This window comes from Demequina mangrovi (genome assembly GCF_000759715.1).
Taxonomy (GTDB): Bacteria; Actinomycetota; Actinomycetes; order Actinomycetales; family Demequinaceae; genus Demequina; species Demequina mangrovi.
Map to the genome: position 1 here is coordinate 240,148 of NZ_BBLU01000002.1, position 17,236 is coordinate 257,383.

Genomic DNA, 17,236 nt, shown 5'->3' on the forward strand with positions numbered 1-17,236 from the left:
CCTCAGGCTTCCGTGACGGGCTCGAGCGCCGCGTCGAGCGCGGCGCGGATCCCAGCGTAGGTGGGCGTCTCGGCGACCGCATCCACGCGCAGACCGGCGGCGCGCGCCCCCGCCTGCGTGGTGCGACCGATCGCGATGACGCGGACGGAGGGCGCCACCTCGGGGCAGGCCGCGGCGAAGCGCTCGGCCACGGATCCCGAGGTGAGCAGCACGGCGTCGAGCTCCCCCGCCGCGACGCCCGCGACGGTCGCCTCGTCCGGGCCCGGGCCGTCCACCGTGCGGTAGGCCTCGACCGTGTCAACCGCCCAGCCCTTGCGCGCCAGCCCGCGCGCGAGCACCGGGGAGGCGAGGTTGCCGAGCGGGACCAGCACGCGGCCCCCTGGATCCGGAGCCTCGGGGAAGTCGGCGACGATGCCGCGCGCGTCGTGGCGCTCGGTCGGCACGAGGTCGATCGCGAGCCCGACGGACGCGCACACGCCGCGCGTCGCCTCGCCGACCGTGGCGACGCGCGCGCCCGGCTGCGGCTCGCCCAGCGTCCGACCGGCCGCCCGGGCCAGGCGGTCCATCGCGAGCACGGCGTTGCGGCTCGTCACCGCCATCCAGCCGTAGGCGCCGTCGCACCACGCGGCCGTGGCCTCCTCGAGCGCGGCCTCATCGGAAGGCCCGGCGATCGCGATGAAGGCGACGGGGGTGACCTGGGCGCCCTCGGCGACGAGCTCGTCCGCGAAGGCGGTTCGCTCGGCCGTGACGGGGACCAGGAGGCGGCGCCCGGCGAGGCTCATGCGCGGCCCATGAGGCGCTCGGCGCCGCGGCCGAGCAGCGAGAAGCCGCTCGACCGTCCGACCGAGGCGGCTTCCTCGAGCACGTCGGAGTTGCGCTCGTTGAGCGCGAGCGTGCCGTCGTGGCCGATGACCCGCGTGTGGAGCGTGAGGCGGCCGCGCGACACGGTCGCGTGCGCGGCGACGGGGGCGGCGCAGCCGGCGTCGAGCACCCGCAGCGCCTCGCGCTCGGCGGTCACGCACGCGCGGGTCTCCGCGTGGTCGAGCGTCGCGAGGAGCGTGCGCAGCTCGTCGGGCGCATCGTCCCTGATCTCGATCGCGAGCGCGCCCTGGCCGGGAGCGGGGACCATCGCGGTGACGTTCAGCGGCTCGGTGGCGTCCGCGGCCCGGCCCAGGCGGTTGAGGCCGGCGGCGGCGAGCAGGACGCCGTCGAGCCCGTCGCCGATGCGCCCGAGGCGCGTGTCGACGTTGCCGCGCAGCGGCCGGATGTCGAGGTCGGGGCGCATCGCGAGCATCTGCGCGGCGCGGCGCGGCGAGCCGGTCCCGATCGCGGCTCCCTGGGGCAGCTCCTCGAGCGAGCGCCCGTCCGTGCACAGCACGTCGCGGGGATCCTCACGCTCGGGGATCGCGACGACCTCGAGCCCCGGATAGGGCTGCGTGGGGACGTCCTTGAGCGAGTGGACGATGAAGTCGCACTCCCCCGCGAGCAGCGCCTCGCGCAGCGCGGTGACGAACACGCCGGTCTGCGACAGCCCGACCAGCGAGCCGCGGTCGACGTCGCCCTTGGTGGTGACCTTGTGGAGCTCGACCGTCGCCTCGACGCCCGCGGCGGAGGCCGCGGCGACCACCGCGTCGGCGAACTGCCCCGACTGGGCCGTCGCGAGCGCGGATCCACGGGTGCCGAGGCGAAGATTCATGCGCACCAGGGTAACGAAGCGGTGGCGCGGGGCCGAACGGTCATCGGCGGTAGCCGGGCCCGACGAACACGAGCACCACGGCGACGAGCGCGAGGACCAGCGCGACCCAGGCCGGCGCGACGAAGCCCCAGCCGAGCCCGATGACGATCGCGCCGAGGCCCGTGCCCACCACCGTCGCGGCGTTGAGCGCGGAATGCGCGATCGCCGCGCCCAGCGACGGCGACGTGTGCGTCGCGTCCATGAGGTGCGCCTGCGCGGACTGCGAGAACACCTGGATGCACGCGCCGAGCACCACGAGCGCGATGACCACCGGCCACCCGAGGGTGCCCACGAGGCCGAGAGCGAGAAGCATCGCGGCCACACCGATGATGCCGATGCGCGCGGTCAGCACCGGCGAGCGGTCGGTGAGCCGCCCGCCCGCGAAGGCACCCGCGGTCATGCCGAGCCCGAAGATCATGAGGATCACGGTGACCGCGTCGCTCGAGAAGCCGTTGGTGTCCTCGAGCAGCGGCACGATGTACGACTGGACCGCGCCGAGGCCCGCGAAGCCGACGGTGACCGTCCCGATCGCGGTCCAGAGCACGCGCCCGCGCAGCGCCGCGAGCTCGGTGCGGAATCCGACGCCGCGCGTGCCCTGCGCGGACGGGACGAAGGCCCACATGAGCACGAAGCCGGCCGCGCCGACCAGCGTGACCACGAGGTACGAGGCGCGCCAGCCGGCCTGCTCGGACAGCCACTGCATACCGGGCACGCCGATGACCGCGGCCCCCGTGAGCCCGTACATCAGCGTCGCGATCGCCTGGCCGCGGCGCTCGGCACCGAGCGCGAGGACGCCGATGTACGTCGCCGAGCCCAGCAGCGCGCCGTGCGGCAGCCCGGCGAGGAAGCGGATCCCCAGCAGCGCCTCGACCGAGGGCGCGACGACGGTGAGCGCCGAGGTGACGACGAAGACCGCGGACATCGTCAGCAGCAGGCGCCTGCGGTTCCACGCCGCGAGACCCACCATGATGACGGGCGCGCCGACCACGACCCCGAGCGCGTACGCGACGATGGTCCAGCCGATCATGTCCACGGTGGTGTCGAGCGAGCGGACCTGGTCCTGGATGACGCCTGCGGCGCCCTGCTGGGACAGGCCGATCGCGAAGGCCGCCACCACGAAGCCCGCGAGCACCAGCCCGGGATGCGCGGCGTGAGCGGTGCGGGGCATGCGCCAGCGCGGAGTGCCGGCCTCGGAGGTCGGGGGCAGAGCGGTCATCAGGAGCCTTGCGGGACGAGCCACACCGCGTCGGCGGTGGCGGGCGGGACGGTGAGCGCGGTCGCCTCCGCGGTCTCCACCCGGATCCCGCCGGAGCCATCGGGGCCCAGCACCCGTATCGAGGCGTCCAGGTTCAATCCTAGGGTCGCGAGGTCGCGCAGCACCGCGGGATCCGCATCGGACAGCCGCACGACCACCCAGTCGCCCTGCTCGGCCTCGGCGAGGTTGGTGCCGGGGACCAGGTCGATGCGGCCGCTCGCGGACGGGATGGGGTCGCCGTGGGGGTCGCGCGTGGGGTGGCCGAGGCGCGCGTCGATCGCGTCGATCATGCGCGACGAGCAGGCGTGCTCGAGCACCTCGGCCTCGTCGTGGACCTCGTCCCAGCCGTAGCCCAGCTGCGTCACCAGGAAGGTCTCGATGAGGCGGTGCCGGCGCACCATGTCGAGCGCGCGCCGCTCCCCCTCCGCCGTCAGCGTGATCGCGCCGTAGGGCTCGTGGTCCAGCAGCCCCGCCGCGACGAGCTTGCGGACGTTCTCCGACACCGTGGGCGCGGAGACGCCGAGGCGCTCCGCGAGCGCCTTGGTGGTGACGCGGGCATCGGACCACTCGGTGGCGTTCCAGACGATCTTGACGTAGTCCTGCGCGGTCGGCGTCAGCGGGGTCTCGGTCATGAGGTCAGTCCTCCCGGCCGCGGCGCAGCGCGATGGTGAGGGCGACGGCCGCCGCAGCGACGGCGCCGATGATGACGTAGACCGCCGGATTGGGGCCCACCTCCTCGTACACCGTGACGTGCGGGTCGGGGCTCGTGGTGATCGCCGGTCCCGCCTCCGCCGTGGCGGTGATGGTGACCGAGACGCTCGTCTCGGGGCTCGCGGTCGAAGACGCGGCGGGCTCCTCCGGGGCGTACGTGAAGGTCACCTCGCCCTCGATGGGATGGCCGTCCGATGCGACCACGCGGAAGACCAGCGTGTTCTCCCCCGCCGCCAGCGCCTCGTCCGGCACCGCCGCGCTGATGGTCTCGGTGACCGGCTCGTCGACCACCAGCGCGGTACGCGTGCCGTCGGGGGCCACGATCGCGAGCTCGTTGCCGATCTCGAGCAGCTCCTCGGTGAACTCGAGCGAGACCTCCGCGAGCTCGGACACGGTCGCCCCCTCCTCGGGGTCGGAGCCGACGAGCGCGGTGTGCGCGGTCGCGGGCGCGGCGACCGCGAGGGCCGCCGCGAGGGCGGCGAGGAGCGAGAGGACGACGCGGGGCATGGCTCGATCCTCCCACGCGGCCCCGATGAGCCTTCACGGAACCGTCATACGACCGTCATGCGACATCAAGCACCACGCAACCGATGGTTCGCCCGGGCCCCGAAGACTGACGCATGTGAAGGTCGCGCTGGTAGCCGAATCATTCCTGCCGCACACGAACGGCGTCACCCACTCGCTGCTCCGGGTGCTCGATCATCTCGCCGACCGCGGCGACGAGGCGGTCGTCATCGCCCCCGAGGCCCCCGGTGCCCCCGACGAGGTCGCGGGCGCGCCCATCGTCCATGTGCCGGCGGTCGGCTGGCCGGGCTACCGCGACGTCCGCGTCGCGCTGTCGAGCGTGCGTCGCCTCAGCCGCCTGCTCGAGGAGCTCGCGCCCGACGTGGTGCACCTCGCCTCGCCCTTCATGCTCGGGTGGGCGGCGGTGCGCGCCGCCGCGGACCTCGGGCTGCCGACCGTGGCGATCTATCAGACGGACGTGCCCTCGTACGCGGCCGCGTACGGGATGCCGTGGGGCGAGCCTCTCCTGTGGGCCCGCGTGCGCCACATCCACACGGCGGCGGACGTCACGCTCGCGCCCTCGACCGCGGCGATGGAGCAGCTCGCGGCGCTCGGCGTCGACCGGCTGCAGCTGTGGCCGCGCGGCGTCGACACCGCACGCTTCAACCCCGCGCACCGGGACGATGCGCTGCGCGCCTCCTGGGCGCCGCACGGCGAGGTGGTGGTCGGCTACGTCGGGCGGCTGGCGCCTGAGAAGCGCGTCGGCGACCTCGCGGGGATCGCCGCGATGCCCGGCGTGCGGCTCGTCATCATCGGCGAGGGCCCGGAGGGGGCGCGCCTGCGCCGGCTCATGCCGCGCGCGGAGTTCGCCGGCTTCCTGGGCGGCGGGGAGCTCGCGCGGGCCGTCGCGAGCCTCGACGTCATGGTCCACCCCGGCGAGCTCGAGACGTTCGGCCAGTCGGTCCAGGAGGCGCTCGCCTCCGGGGTGCCGGTGGTCGCGCCCCGGCGCGGCGGTCCGGTGGACCTCATCGCGCACGGCTCGAACGGCCACCTCTACTCCCCTGGCCGCATCGACCACCTCGAGGCTGCCGTCGAGGAGCTCGTCGCGCTCGAGGACCTGCGCCTGCTCCAGGGCGCCCACGCGCGCATCTCGGTCGAGGGACGCACGTGGCCGCGCGTGTGCGCCTCGCTCATCGGGTACTACGAGGCGGCGATCGCCGCGAGGGCGGTGTCGCCATGAGGATCGCGCAGGTCGCCAACTTCTACGGGCCGCGCTCGGGCGGGCTGCGGACGGCTCTCCACCACCTCGGGCGGGGCTACATCGACAGCGGCGACGAGGTGCTGCTCATCGTCCCCGGCGCCTGCGACGACGAGCGGGAGACCGCGCACGGCCGCGTCCTCACGCTCCACAGCCCCGTGCTCCCGGTCACGGGCGGGTACCGCGTCATCACGCGGCTCGCGGCGGTCACCGACGCGCTCGCCGCCTTCTCCCCCGACGTGCTCGAGGTCTCGGACCGCACCACGCTCGCCGGGCTCGGACCCTGGGCGCGCGAGCACCGCGTGCCCGCGGCCTTCCTCGCGCACGAGCGCGTCGACGGCGTGCTCTCGACCGTGCTGCGGGGTCGCATCCCCGGGGTCACGGAGATGCTCACCGACGCGCACTCGCGATGGATCGCGGAGCGCTTCGACACGGTCGTCGCGACCACCGCCTACGCGGGCGCCGAGCTCGCGGGGGTCGGTGCGCGTGTCGAGACCGTGCCGCTGGGCGTCGACCTCGACCGTTTCCACCCGGGCCGCGCGAGCGCCGAGGTGCGCCGCCGCCACGCCCCCGACGACGTGCCGCTGCTGGTGATGGCCTCGCGGCTGTCCCGCGAGAAGCGCCCCGAGCTCGCGATCGAGGCGGTGCGCGAGCTCGGCCGCCGCGGGCGTCCCGTCCGGCTGGTCGTCGCGGGCACGGGACCGCTCGAGAGGCGCATCCGCCGCGCGGCCGCCGGGCTCCCGGTCGAGATGCTGGGCTTCGTCAGCGATCGCGACCGCTTTGCCTCGCTGCTCGCCTCGGCCGACGCGGTGATCGCCCCGGGGCCGATCGAGACGTTCGGGCTCGCCGCGCTCGAGGCGCTCGCCTCCGGCACCCCGACCATCGTCAACGCGGCGTCCGCGCTCCCCGAGGTGGTGGGCTCCGCGGGGATCGCGGCCGATGGAACCCCGGCGGCCTTCGCCGATGCGATCGGGACGATGCTCGCCCGGGACGGTCGCGCGCGTCGGGTCGCCGCGCGCGAGCGCGCGGTGCTCTTCCCGTGGTCGGCCTCCGTCGCGCGGATGCGCGCCGTGCACGCGCGATCCCTGGCGGCCGCGCGATGACCGGGCCGCGCATCGTCGCCCTCGGGGACTCGATCACCCTGGGGATCGGCGACGGCGTCCAGCGCTCGAACGGCGACGTCGGGTGGGCCGCGCACACCGCGGCCGCGCTCGGGGCCTCCTCGTTCGCGAACCTCGCGGCGAACGGCGTCCGCGCCCGGGACATGCTCGCGTCGCAGGTCCCTCGCGCGCTCGCCGAACGTCCCGACGTGGTGCTCCTCACGGTGGGCGGCAACGACGTGCTGCGCGGCGACTTCTCGCCGCTCGAGGTCGAGCTCGCGCTGGGCGAGGCGGTCGATCGTCTCGAGCGCCCCGGTCGACGAATCCTCACGGTGTCGCTCGACCGCATCGGCCTGTTCGACCTCGCGCCTCGCCGCATCGCCGACGCGATGGCCCGCCGGGTCGGCGAGGTCAACGCGGCGATCGCGCGCGCCGTGGCGCACACGGACGTCGAGGTGATCGACGGTGCGACGCTGCTCGCCTCGCTCGGCCGGCACGCGTGGCACATCGACCGCATCCACCCGTCGCCCCTCGGGCATCGTGCGCTCGCCCGCGCCGCCGCGACGATGCTCGTCGACGACTGGGCGTGCCGCGCCGCCGTCCCGGACCCGCCCGCGCCGCCGGGACGCGCCGCCGTGGCCGCCTGGCTCGCCGTCAACGGCCTCCCCTGGGCCGTCAAGCGCAGCCGCGACCTCATCCCTCAGGTGACGATGGTCGTCGCGCGCGAGCTCCGCGACGAGCGCCGGGCGACGCGCGGCCCGCTCGACGGACGCGCCCAGGCCTCCGACGCCTGAGGGATGGCGGCACGACGAAGGGGCGAGGCCCCGCGGCCCCGCCCCTCCTGTCAGCCGGTCAGACCAGCCAGCTCTTCTCTCCCACGAGGCCGCGCCACCATCGCCCGAGGCCGATGCTCTGGTGCTCGAGCTCGACCCACACGACGGCGAAGATCGTGAGGATGTAGATGATGTGCTCGTCGAGGATCGGGTTGGTCGACGGCAGCATCTGCGTCATGTACATGAACAGCAGCATGAGGCCGCCGGCCCACGCTGCGACCTTGGTGCCGATGCCCAGCATGAGCGCGAGACCCACGCCCAGGAGGCCGAGCATGAACGGCCAGTCCGTCCAGCGCTGACCGCCCAGATCGACGAAGAAGTCGTGGAACGGGCTGTTGACGTTGCCCGCGTAGACCAGGTAGCCCTCGGTGATCGGGGCGCCGTTGATCCATGCGCTGTCGCAGAACGAGTCGATGGTGAAGCTCCCGTCCTCCGCCGTGGTGCGGCAGGTCGAGAATCCGAGCCCCAGGAACTTGTCGAGGAAGGCCCAGAGGAAGTAGAAGCCGAGCGCGATGCGGGTGATGCTCAGCATCACCCAGCCGAAGCCGCTGCGCGTGCTCGTGCTGCTCGTCGTCGTCGATTCGGTCGTGTCCATCTCTGCCTCCCGGGGGTGCGATCAGGTGCGTGCCAGGGCTCGGGCGCCCTGAGGACGCCGTCGTCCGTGATCCCCACGCTACTCCCGGAACCTCACATCCGCGCTGGAAGCGGACGAAAAGCGCATGAGCGCACGAGGGCCCCGCGCGTCGCGCGGGGCCCTCGTGCGGCGGGCGGTCAGACCAGCCAGGCGTTCTTCTTCACGACCTCGAGGCTCCTCCACCACGAGCCGAGCCCGATCGCCTGCCGGCTCAGCTCCACCCACACGATGCCGAAGATCGCGAGGATGTAGACGATGTGGTCGTCGAGGATCGGGTTGGTGCTGGGGAGCATCTGCGTCAGGTACATGAACAGCAGCATGAGGCCGCCCGACCAGGCCGCGATCTTGGTGCCGATGCCGAGCATGAGCGCGAGCCCGACGCCCGCCAGTCCGAGCATGAACGGCCAGTCCGTCCAGCGCTCGGCGCCGAGGTTCACGAAGAAGTCGTGGAACGGGCTGTTGACGTTGCCGCCGTACACCAGATAGCCCTCCGTGACGTGGCCGCCGTTGACCCACGCCTTGTCGCAGAGCGCGTCGATGGTGAAGCTGCCGTCCTCTGCGGTGGTGCGGCAGGTGGAGAATCCGAGCCCCAGGAGCTTGTCGATGAACGCCCACAGGAACACGAATCCGAGCGCGATGCGGGTGACGCTCAGCATCGCGAGGCCGAACTTGCTGACGGTTGCGGTCGCCGTGTCGGCGACCTCCGAGTTGACTGCCATTGTCATTCTCCTTCGTCGCGGGCCTCGTGGGCCCTGAGCGCCGGGGTAGCGCCTGTTCCGAACCTAGGGAGCAGATGATCCCCCTGGTAGGGACCGAGGTCCCGACCGGTGACGCATCAACGTTATGGCGCTGGATGTCAGGCGAGCTGCGTGTCGAGGTAGGCCTCGAGCAGGCCCGCCATGTCGACCTCGGGGTCGAGCAGCCACTGGACCTGGAGCCCATCCATGAGCGCGACGAGCTGACGCGCGGCGACCGACGGATCCGTGCGGGCGGCGAGCTGCCCGCCTGCCGCGAGCTCCGCGAACCCGCGCGTGAGGTCGGCGACCAGCGACGCGTAGCGGCGGCGGAAGTACTCGTGCGCGGGATGGTCCCGGCCCGTCGCCTCGGCGGACAGGGTCGCGTACAGCTCCACCACGCCCCGCTGCGTCGCGTTGAGCCGCGCGGTCGCAACCAGGTGCTCGAGCATCGCGTGCGCGCCGAGGTCGCCGAACCCGTCGCCCCCGTCCGCCTGGTCGCGCCGCGAGAGCACCGCCATGAGCAGGTCGGCCTTGGTCGGGAAGTGGTAGAGCAACGCGGGATGCGTGAGGCCGCACCTCGCGGCGATCTCGCGCACCGAGGTGCCCCGGAAGCCCGCCTCGGCGAAGGCCTCGAGGGCGGTGTCCAGGATGAGGGTGCGCGTCTCCGCGCCCCGGTCCGAGAGCTCGCGCGTCGCCTTCACGCCAGGCGTCCCCGCCATCGCCACGCCCTTGACACCCCGCGTCCCCGCCATCGCCACCCCTTTCATCCCGACGCATCCCGGCTCATCCCGACGCGCCGGCGCTATCGGTTGCAACGTTTCGACAGTCGTTTTTACCATGTGGTAGAACTCGCATCAGGATATCTCCCGCATCGCGCGAAAGGAACCGTCGTGACCTCCCCCTACCTCGACCCGAGCCTCCCGACCGCGGACCGCGTCGCCGACCTGGTCGCGCGCATGACGCTGCCCGAGAAGGTCGGCCAGATGATGCAGATGCACACCTACGACGGCGTGCCTCACCTCATCGAGGAGATGCATGTCGGCTCGATCCTCCACGCCTCGCCCGAGCGCCTCGACGTCGCTCACGCGCTCGCCGCCCGGTCACGCCTCGGGATCCCGCTGCTCATCGGCGAGGACTGCATCCACGGGCACTCGTTCTTCGAGGGCGCGGAGATCTACCCTACGCAGCTGGGCATGGCGGCGACGTTCGACCCCGCCCTGCTCGAGCGCGTGGCCCGCGCCACCGCGGTCGAGGTCGCGGCGACCGGCATCCACTGGACGTTCTCCCCCGTGCTCTGCATCGCACGCGACCTGCGGTGGGGTCGCGTGTCGGAGACCTTCGGCGAGGACCCGTACCTCCTCGGCGAGCTCGGTGCCGCGATGGTGCGCGGCTACCAGGGCGAGGGCCTCGCGGACCGCACCGCGATCCTCGCGACCGCGAAGCACTTCGCCGGATACTCGGAGACCCAGGGCGGGCGCGACGCGTCGGAGGCGGACATCTCGCGCCGCAAGCTCCGCTCCTGGTACCTGCCCCCGTTCGAGCGGATGGCGCGCGCGGGTTGCGCGACCTTCATGCTCGGCTACCAGTCGACGGACGGCGTGCCGATCACCATCAACGACTGGCTCCTCAACGACGTCCTGCGCGACGAGTGGGGCTACGAGGGCACCCTCATCACCGACTGGGACAACGTGGGCAACCTCGTCCGCGAGCAGCGTCTGTTCCCGGACTACGCGCAGGCCGCCGCCGCCGCGGTGAACGCCGGCAACGACATGATCATGACGACGCCCGCGTTCTTCCAGGGCGCGCAGGACGCCGTCGCGCAGGGCCTGCTCGACGAGTCGCGCATCGACGAGGCGGTCGCGCGCATCCTCACCCTCAAATTCGACCTCGGACTGTTCGAGGACCGCCGCCTGCCCGACCCCGAGCGACAGCGCGAGGTGATCGCGAGCCCCGCGCACCGCGCCCTCAACCTCGAGGTCGCCCGCCGGTCGCTGGTGCTGCTCGAGAACGACGGGACGCTGCCGCTCCCCTCCGACCGCCCGCTGCGCCTCGCGGTGGTGGGCCCCAACGCGGACGACGCGGACACCGCCCTGGGCGACTGGGCCGGCGCGTCCGGCCAGGCCGACTGGCTCATGCACGGCCACCCCCGCGACCTGACCACCACCGTGCTCGACGGCGTGCGCGCGCACGCGCCCGCCGGCTCCGAGGTGACCTACGCCAAGGGCGCCGAGATCATCACGACGGGCCCGGACCCCAAGGGCGCCTACTTCCCCGACGGGCAGCCGCGCCCCCACATCGCCTTCCCGGTCGAGCCCGACGCCGGCATGATCGCCGAGGCCGTCGCCGCCGCCGAGGGCGCCGATGCGGTGGTCGCCGTGCTGGGCGACCGCATCGAGCTCGTCGGCGAGGGCAAGTCGACGGCGACCCTCGAGCTCCTCGGAGGGCAGGTCGCGCTGCTCGACGCGCTCGTGGAGACCGGCACGCCCGTGGTGCTCGTGGTGCTCGCGTCGAAGCCTCACGTGCTGCCGCCGTCGGCGGACCGCGCGGCGGCCGTGATCTGGGCCGCGAACCCCGGCATGGCCGGCGGGCACGCGGTGGCCGAGCTGCTGCTCGGCGCGATCGAGCCGAGCGGACGTCTGCCGATCTCGTGGCCCCGCCACGTGGGCCAGCAGCCGACGTTCTACAACCAGATCGACGCGCAGCACGGCTACCGCTACGCGGACCTCACGCAGGAGCCGCGCTGGGTGTTCGGCGACGGGCTGTCGTACTCGAGCGTCGCGTACGCGGACCTGCGCCTCGCATCGTCCGCCCTGGGCCTCGCCGACACGATCGAGGCGACCGTCACGGTCACCAACACCGGATCGCGTCCCGTGCTCGAGACCGTGCAGGCCTACGTGCGCGACGTCAACACCTCGGCCACGTGGGCCGACCGCGAGCTCAAGGGCGTGACGCACGTCGCGGTGGACCCCGGCGAGTCGGTCGACGCGACCGTGCGGATCCCCGTCGCGGACTGCAGCATCGTGAACGCGCGCGGCGAGCGCGTGGTCGAGCCCGGCGCGTTCCAGGTGCTGGTCGGCCCGACCTCGCGACTGGACGACCTCCTGGTCGCGGACCTCTCGGTAGCGTGAGCGCATGACGTCCAGCCCCGCGCGCGCCACGACTCCGCCGCACCTCAGGCGCGCGCGCCTCGGCGTGTCGGTGATCTTCTTCACCAACGGCATCGTGCTCGGCGGATTCGCACCGCGCGTGCCGGAGATGCGCGACCAGCTGGGCGTCTCGTACGGCACGCTCGGCGCGGCGATGGCGATGTGGTCGGTCGGCGCGCTGCTGCTCGGGCTGCTGGCGGCGCCGCTGATCCGCCGCTTCCGCTCGTCGCGCGTAGCCACCCTCTCGATGGTCGCCTCGGCGACGGCGCTGCTCGCGGCCGGGCTGTCGCAGAACGTCTGGCTCTTCGGGGCCGCGCTGTTCGTCGTGGGCGCGACGGACGCGTTCGTCGACGTCGCGCAGAACGCCCACGGGTTGCGCGTCCAGCGCCTGTACAAGCGCTCGATCTTCAACGCGTTCCACGCGCTGTGGTCGGCGGGCGCGGTCTCGGGCGGCCTCATCGGCGGCCTCTCCGCGGGGCTGGGCGTCTCGGTGGGATGGCAGTTCGCGCTCCTTCTCGCCGTCGTCGCGGTCGCGAACGCGGCCGTGTACCCGATGCTGCTGCCCGGACCCGAGCCGCAGCACGCCGGCGAGGAGGGCGCCGACGAGGCCGCGATCCCCCATGCGCAGCACCTGCCGCTGCGCCACGTGCCGGTGCGCACGTGGGCGCTGCTCGGCGCGCTCACCGTGATCGCGATCGCGGGTGGTTGGGCCGAGGACGCCGCATCCACGTGGTCCGCCAGCTACATGCGCGACGAGCTCCTCGCGGGCGCGACGCTCGCGTCGCTCGCCTTCGTCGCGATGCAGGGCTGCCAGTTCGTCGGGCGCCTCCTGGGGGACGGGATGGTCGACCGCTGGGGCCAGCGCACGGTCGCGCGGTGGGGAGGCGCGCTCGTCGCGGTCGGGATGGGGCTCGCGCTCGCCTTCCCGTCGCCCTGGGGCACGATCGCGGGCTTCGGCGCCGCGGGCTTCGGCGTCGCGACCCTCATCCCCGGCGCGATGCACGCCGCCGACGAGCTTCCCGGGCTCCGCACGGGCACGGGGCTCACCATCCTGTCGTGGCTGCTGCGCCTCGCGTTCCTCCTGTCGCCTCCGGTGGTGGGCTGGATCGCCGACGCGACCAGCCTGCGGGTGGGCCTCACGCTCGTGCCGGTCTTCGGCCTGCTCGTGGTGCTGCTCGCGGGCGCGATGGCGACCCGCAAGGCGCCCGCCGCCCACCAGGACGCCTGACCCCGACACCCCTCTCCCCACCCCCACCCCCTCCCACCACAACCCGAACCCGAACCCGCTCGGGACACTCGGTACCGGTCGTGGCGCTGCCGGCGGCGCTCGCGGGACACTGAGGTCCGATGACCCACGTCAAGACCAGCCGCACCGCCCCTCCCGGCTTCTACGAGGCCGAGGCGGCGGGCCTGCGCTGGCTCGCGGCCGCGGGCGGCGCGCGGGTGGCGCGGGTGCTGGACGTCGGCCCCGGCCGCATCGTCCTCGAGCGCATCGAGCACGCTCCCCCGACCGCGAGCGCGGCCCGCGCCTTCGGCCGCGACCTCGCCGGAACCCACGCCGCCGGCGCGCCCGCGTTCGGTGCGCGCCCGGGGGGCTGGGAGGGCCCGCTGTTCATCGGCAGCCGCGAGATGCCGGCGCTCGTCCACGAGAGTTGGGGCGCGTTCTACGCCGAGGCACGCGTGCGACCGTTCCTCGCCCCCGCGCTCGAGGCGCGATTCCTGCGCGAGGACGAGGCCCGCATCGTCCACGAGGCCTGCGACGTCATCGCGGGCGGCGTCTTCGACGACGATGCCCCGCCCGCCCGGATCCACGGCGACCTGTGGGCCGGCAACGTGCTCTTCTCGCCCGACGGCGCGGTGCTCATCGACCCCGCCGCGCATGGCGGTCATCCCGAGACCGACCTCGCGATGCTCGCGCTCTTCGGGCTGCCGTTCCTGGACGATGCTCTGGCCGGCTACCAGGAGGCGTCGCCGCTGCGGCCCGGCTGGCGGGCGCGCGTGCCGCTGCATCAGCTCCATCCGCTCGCGGTCCACGCCGCGGGCCACGGGCGCGGCTACGGGGTCGCGCTCGCCGAGGCCGCACAGGCGGTCCTGCGCCTGGCCTAGATCTCCACGGACTCCCCCGGCGCGAGGTGCTCGACGTCGACCTTCACGAGCGCGCCCGCGCTGAGGAACCGCGTGGCGGACGCGATCCCGATCTCGGAGAGCATCGCGTCGTGGATCTGGATCGCGCGCGCGGGCGCGACCGCCCGCACGAGGTCCGCGGCGTCGCCGAAACGGGCCCACGGCCCGCTGACCGGCACCAGCAGCACCTCGACCCCGACGCCCGGCGCCTCGTACGAATCGCCCGGGTGATAGATCCGGCCGTCCACGAGGTACCCCACGTTGACGAAGCGCGGGAGGTCCGGATGGATGACCGCGTGAAGCCCGCCGTGCACCGTCACGTCGAGCCCGCCCGCTCCGAAGGCGTCGCCCGGGGCCACCGCGACGACCTGCGCCGGGAACCGCGCGACCCACTCCCCGACCACCGCCGCGGGGCCCCAGACGCGCAGACCGGGGCGCGCCGCCAGCGCGGCGAGGATCGCCTCGGCATGGACATGGTCGGGATGCTCGTGGGTGAGGAGGATCGCGTCGGTCTCGGCGATGAGCTCGGCCGCCTTCGGCGCGTAGACGCCCGGGTCGATGAGCACGTGGCCGTCGTCCGTGGAGATCTCGACGCAGGCGTGGGCGTGCTTGGTGAGGCGCATGGGCCCAGTCCATCACAACGGTCCACCAGACCTGAGCGTCCCGCCGGGCTGCGGAAGGGACGCAGGACCAGTACTGGGCGTCCCGACCGGGGAGGTGGAGGGACAGACGGGAATGAATCCCGCACGGTCGCGTTAGTTACATGCGTACGCATATAATCGGCGGCAGCGACCGGAACCCTTCCGGCACGAGCAGCCCTCAATCCCCCACGGAGGCACACCATGCAGTTCGGCATCATGTCCGTCTCGGACATCACCCGCGACCCGGTCAGCGGCCGCACGCCCTCCGAGGCGGAGCGCATCGAGAACATCGTCAAGATCGCCGTCCACGCCGAGGAGGTGGGGCTGGACGTCTTCGCGATCGGCGAGCACCACAACCCGCCGTTCTTCAGCTCCTCCCCCACCACGCTGCTCGCGCACATCGCGGCGCTCACGAAGACCCTCACGGTCACCACCTCCACCACGCTCATCACCACCAACGACCCGGTTCGCCTGGCCGAGGAGTATGCGATGCTCCAGCACCTCGCCAAGGGCCGCATGGACCTCATGCTCGGCCGCGGCAACACCGCGCCGGTGTACCCGTGGTTCGGTCAGGACATCCGTCAGGGGCTCCCGCTCGCGCTCGAGAACTACAACCTGCTCCACCGCCTGTGGCGCGAGGACGTGGTCGACTGGGAGGGCCAGTTCCGCACCCCGCTGCAGGGCTTCACCTCGACCCCGCGCCCGCTCGACGACGTCCCGCCGTTCGTGTGGCACGGCTCGATCCGCACCCCCGAGATCGCCGAGCAGGCCGCCTTCTACGGCAACGGCTACTTCGCGAACAACATCTTCTGGCCCAAGGAGCACTACAAGCGGCTCATCACCTTCTACCGCCAGCGCTTCGAGCACTACGGCCACGGCACGCGCAAGCAGGCCGTCGTCGGCCTCGGCGGCCAGGCCTTCATCGCGAAGAACAGCCAGGAGGCCCACGACCAGTTCCGCCCCTACTTCGACGAGGCGCCCGTCTACGGCAACGGCCCGCGCATGGAGGACTTCGAGGAGATGACGCCGCTCAGCGTCGGCAGCCCGCAGGAGGTCATCGACAAGACCCTCACCTTCCGCGAGGCCTTCGGCGACTACCAGCGCCAGCTGTTCCTCATCGACCACGCCGGCCTCCCCGTCGACATGGTCCTGCACCAGCTCGACATGCTGGGCGAGCACGTGGTGCCGGTCCTGCGCGAGGAGCTCGAGTCGCGCCGCGACCCCGAGGCCCCGTCGAACCCGCCGTCGCACGCCGACCTCGTCAAGGCCAAGTACGGCGACGCGACCCCGCGCCAGCCGCGCCCCAACGCCAACCGCGGCGACAACGTCACGGGCGGCTCGCCCTACCAGGACTCGGAGTCGGCCGTCGACTCCTACCCCACTCTCTAGGCCATGGAGACCCGGACCCGCGGCCGCACGCGGCTCGCGAACGATGCGTGGGAGGCCGCGCTGGGCGCGCACGGCGTGCTCATGCGGCGCTTCACCGCGGAGGACGTCTGGCACGGCCTCACGATGCGCGAGTACGACGTCCTCTACACGCTGTCCAAGTGCGACAGCCCGCAGCGGCTCGGCGACCTCGGCGGCCACGTGCTGCTGAGCCAGCCGGGGCTGTCACGGCTGGTCGACCGCCTGGTCGAGCGGGGGCTTGTCTCCCGCTGCGCGGACCCCCGCGACGCGCGGGCCGCCAACCTCACGCTCACCGACGAGGGCCGCGCCCTCCAGCGGCGCATCGGCCGCGCGCACGGGGCCTCCGTCGCCGCGGCCCTCACGTCCCGCCTCACCGACGAGGAGCTCGCGCTCCTCGAGTCCCTCTCCCTCAAGCTCACGATCGACCCCGAGGAGCTCCCGTGACCGACTTCCGACTCGTGGTGGTGAGCGCCGGCGTCTCCGACCCGTCGTCCACCCGCCTGCTCGCCGATCGCGCCACCCAGCGCGTCACCACCCTCGCGAAGGAGCGCGGCCACGCCGTCTCCGTGACCACCATCGACCTCCGCGAGCTGCTCCAGGAGCTGCCCGCGGCGCTGTCGAGCCAGCTGCTGGGCCCGCGCTTCGCGCGCGCGGTCGACGCCCTGCTCGCAGCCGACGCGGTCATCGCCGCGGCGCCGGTCTACAAGGCGGGCGCCTCGGGGCTGTTCACCAGCTTCTTCCAGGTGCTCGACAACGACCTCCTCATCGGCAAGCCCGTGATCCTCGCCGCGACCGCGGGGACGGCGCGCCACGCGCTCGTGGTCGACGAGGAGATGCGCGCGCTCTTCGCCTACCTCCGTGCGCTGCCGGTCCCGACCAGCCTGTTCGCCTCCACGGAGGACTGGACGGACACCGCGCTCGCGACGCGCATCGACCGCGCCGCGCGCGAGCTGGTCCTCCTCATGGAGTCGGGCTTCGCCCGGGCCGTGAGGGACGACGCCTGGGGCGCGTACCAGCACTCCTACGGCTCGGGCGGCGGCACGGAGCTCGGCATCGACCTCGGCTCGGACCTCATGAGGCTCGCGACTGGCGGCTCGCTGCGCCCGAGCACCGACGACGACCCGTTCGACCCCCGCAAGGGCTGACCGCGG

Annotated in this window: 18 protein-coding genes; 9 read left to right on the forward strand and 9 right to left on the reverse strand. The window is 73.3% G+C overall.

Features of this window, described 5'->3' with window-relative positions:
- Positions 1–2: 2 nt before the first annotated feature.
- From TR42_RS03005 to TR42_RS03025, 5 genes are read right to left on the reverse strand one after another with little or no spacing between them, the layout of a single operon-like run.
- On the reverse strand, positions 3–782 hold the full coding sequence (locus tag TR42_RS03005; protein ID WP_052405538.1) for a uroporphyrinogen-III synthase: 780 nt from the start codon (positions 780–782) through the stop codon (positions 3–5).
- Complete coding sequence (gene hemC / locus TR42_RS03010; protein ID WP_042212873.1) at positions 779–1,696, reverse strand: hydroxymethylbilane synthase; 918 nt, start codon at positions 1,694–1,696, stop codon at positions 779–781. The genes TR42_RS03005 and hemC overlap by 4 nt, the downstream gene beginning before the upstream one ends.
- Before the next feature lie 40 nt (positions 1,697–1,736).
- Complete coding sequence (locus TR42_RS03015) at positions 1,737–2,951, reverse strand: MFS transporter (protein ID WP_052405539.1); 1,215 nt, start codon at positions 2,949–2,951, stop codon at positions 1,737–1,739.
- A complete protein-coding gene (locus TR42_RS03020; RefSeq protein WP_042212874.1) occupies positions 2,951–3,622 on the reverse strand; it encodes a metal-dependent transcriptional regulator in 672 nt (223 codons plus the stop codon). The genes TR42_RS03015 and TR42_RS03020 overlap by 1 nt, the downstream gene beginning before the upstream one ends.
- A gap of 4 nt (positions 3,623–3,626) precedes the next feature.
- Positions 3,627–4,208: a copper resistance CopC family protein gene (locus TR42_RS03025; protein ID WP_052405540.1), complete on the reverse strand. Its 582-nt coding sequence runs from the start codon at positions 4,206–4,208 to the stop codon at positions 3,627–3,629.
- A 115-nt stretch (positions 4,209–4,323) separates the two neighbouring features.
- On the opposite strand from TR42_RS03025, the gene TR42_RS03030 reads away from it, so the two are divergent.
- Genes TR42_RS03030 through TR42_RS14060 form a run of 3 tightly spaced genes read left to right on the forward strand, consistent with a single transcriptional unit; the run spans position 4,324 to position 7,357 of the window.
- Positions 4,324–5,445, forward strand: coding sequence for a glycosyltransferase family 4 protein (locus TR42_RS03030; protein WP_042212876.1), 1,122 nt, complete (start codon positions 4,324–4,326; stop codon positions 5,443–5,445).
- Positions 5,442–6,566, forward strand: coding sequence for a glycosyltransferase (locus TR42_RS03035; protein ID WP_042212877.1), 1,125 nt, complete (start codon positions 5,442–5,444; stop codon positions 6,564–6,566). Before TR42_RS03030 ends, TR42_RS03035 begins: the two co-directional genes overlap by 4 nt.
- A complete protein-coding gene (locus TR42_RS14060) occupies positions 6,563–7,357 on the forward strand; it encodes an SGNH/GDSL hydrolase family protein (protein ID WP_143058879.1) in 795 nt (264 codons plus the stop codon). The genes TR42_RS03035 and TR42_RS14060 overlap by 4 nt, the downstream gene beginning before the upstream one ends.
- Before the next feature lie 58 nt (positions 7,358–7,415).
- Here the strand turns inward: TR42_RS14060 and TR42_RS03045 are convergent, their stop codons facing one another.
- The 3 genes from TR42_RS03045 to TR42_RS03055 form a co-directional block, all read right to left on the reverse strand.
- Positions 7,416–7,991 (reverse strand): hypothetical protein, encoded by a 576-nt coding sequence (locus TR42_RS03045; RefSeq protein WP_042212879.1) that lies wholly within the window; start codon positions 7,989–7,991, stop codon positions 7,416–7,418.
- 176 nt (positions 7,992–8,167) lie between these two features.
- A complete protein-coding gene (locus TR42_RS03050; RefSeq protein WP_052405542.1) occupies positions 8,168–8,749 on the reverse strand; it encodes a hypothetical protein in 582 nt (193 codons plus the stop codon).
- 137 nt (positions 8,750–8,886) lie between these two features.
- On the reverse strand, positions 8,887–9,519 hold the full coding sequence (locus TR42_RS03055) for a TetR/AcrR family transcriptional regulator (protein WP_222843178.1): 633 nt from the start codon (positions 9,517–9,519) through the stop codon (positions 8,887–8,889).
- A gap of 138 nt (positions 9,520–9,657) precedes the next feature.
- Here TR42_RS03055 and TR42_RS03060 point away from each other — a divergent pair, with 138 nt between their 5' ends.
- The 3 genes from TR42_RS03060 (at position 9,658) to TR42_RS03070 (ending at position 14,019) form a co-directional block, all read left to right on the forward strand.
- On the forward strand, positions 9,658–11,895 hold the full coding sequence (locus TR42_RS03060; protein WP_042212882.1) for an exo-beta-d-1,3/1,6-glucosidase: 2,238 nt from the start codon (positions 9,658–9,660) through the stop codon (positions 11,893–11,895).
- Positions 11,896–11,899: 4 nt separating this feature from the next.
- Positions 11,900–13,141, forward strand: coding sequence for an MFS transporter (locus TR42_RS03065; RefSeq protein ID WP_042212884.1), 1,242 nt, complete (start codon positions 11,900–11,902; stop codon positions 13,139–13,141).
- Between the two features lie 119 nt (positions 13,142–13,260).
- Positions 13,261–14,019: a fructosamine kinase family protein gene (locus TR42_RS03070; protein WP_042212886.1), complete on the forward strand. Its 759-nt coding sequence runs from the start codon at positions 13,261–13,263 to the stop codon at positions 14,017–14,019.
- On the opposite strand, the gene TR42_RS03075 is transcribed toward TR42_RS03070, so the two are convergent.
- Positions 14,016–14,660: an MBL fold metallo-hydrolase gene (locus TR42_RS03075; RefSeq protein ID WP_042212887.1), complete on the reverse strand. Its 645-nt coding sequence runs from the start codon at positions 14,658–14,660 to the stop codon at positions 14,016–14,018. The genes TR42_RS03070 and TR42_RS03075 overlap by 4 nt on opposite strands.
- Positions 14,661–14,879: 219 nt before the next feature.
- Between TR42_RS03075 and TR42_RS03080 the strand changes: the two genes are divergently transcribed.
- The 3 genes from TR42_RS03080 to TR42_RS03090 are packed head-to-tail and all read left to right on the forward strand — an operon-like array spanning position 14,880 to position 17,230.
- On the forward strand, positions 14,880–16,067 hold the full coding sequence (locus tag TR42_RS03080) for a CE1758 family FMN-dependent luciferase-like monooxygenase (protein ID WP_042212889.1): 1,188 nt from the start codon (positions 14,880–14,882) through the stop codon (positions 16,065–16,067).
- A gap of 3 nt (positions 16,068–16,070) precedes the next feature.
- Positions 16,071–16,529 carry a MarR family winged helix-turn-helix transcriptional regulator gene (locus TR42_RS03085; RefSeq protein ID WP_042212890.1) on the forward strand — a complete coding sequence of 153 codons (459 nt, stop codon included), beginning with the start codon at positions 16,071–16,073 and terminating at the stop codon, positions 16,527–16,529.
- Complete coding sequence (locus TR42_RS03090; RefSeq protein WP_042212892.1) at positions 16,526–17,230, forward strand: CE1759 family FMN reductase; 705 nt, start codon at positions 16,526–16,528, stop codon at positions 17,228–17,230. The genes TR42_RS03085 and TR42_RS03090 overlap by 4 nt, the downstream gene beginning before the upstream one ends.
- The last annotated feature ends 6 nt before the right edge of the window (positions 17,231–17,236 follow it).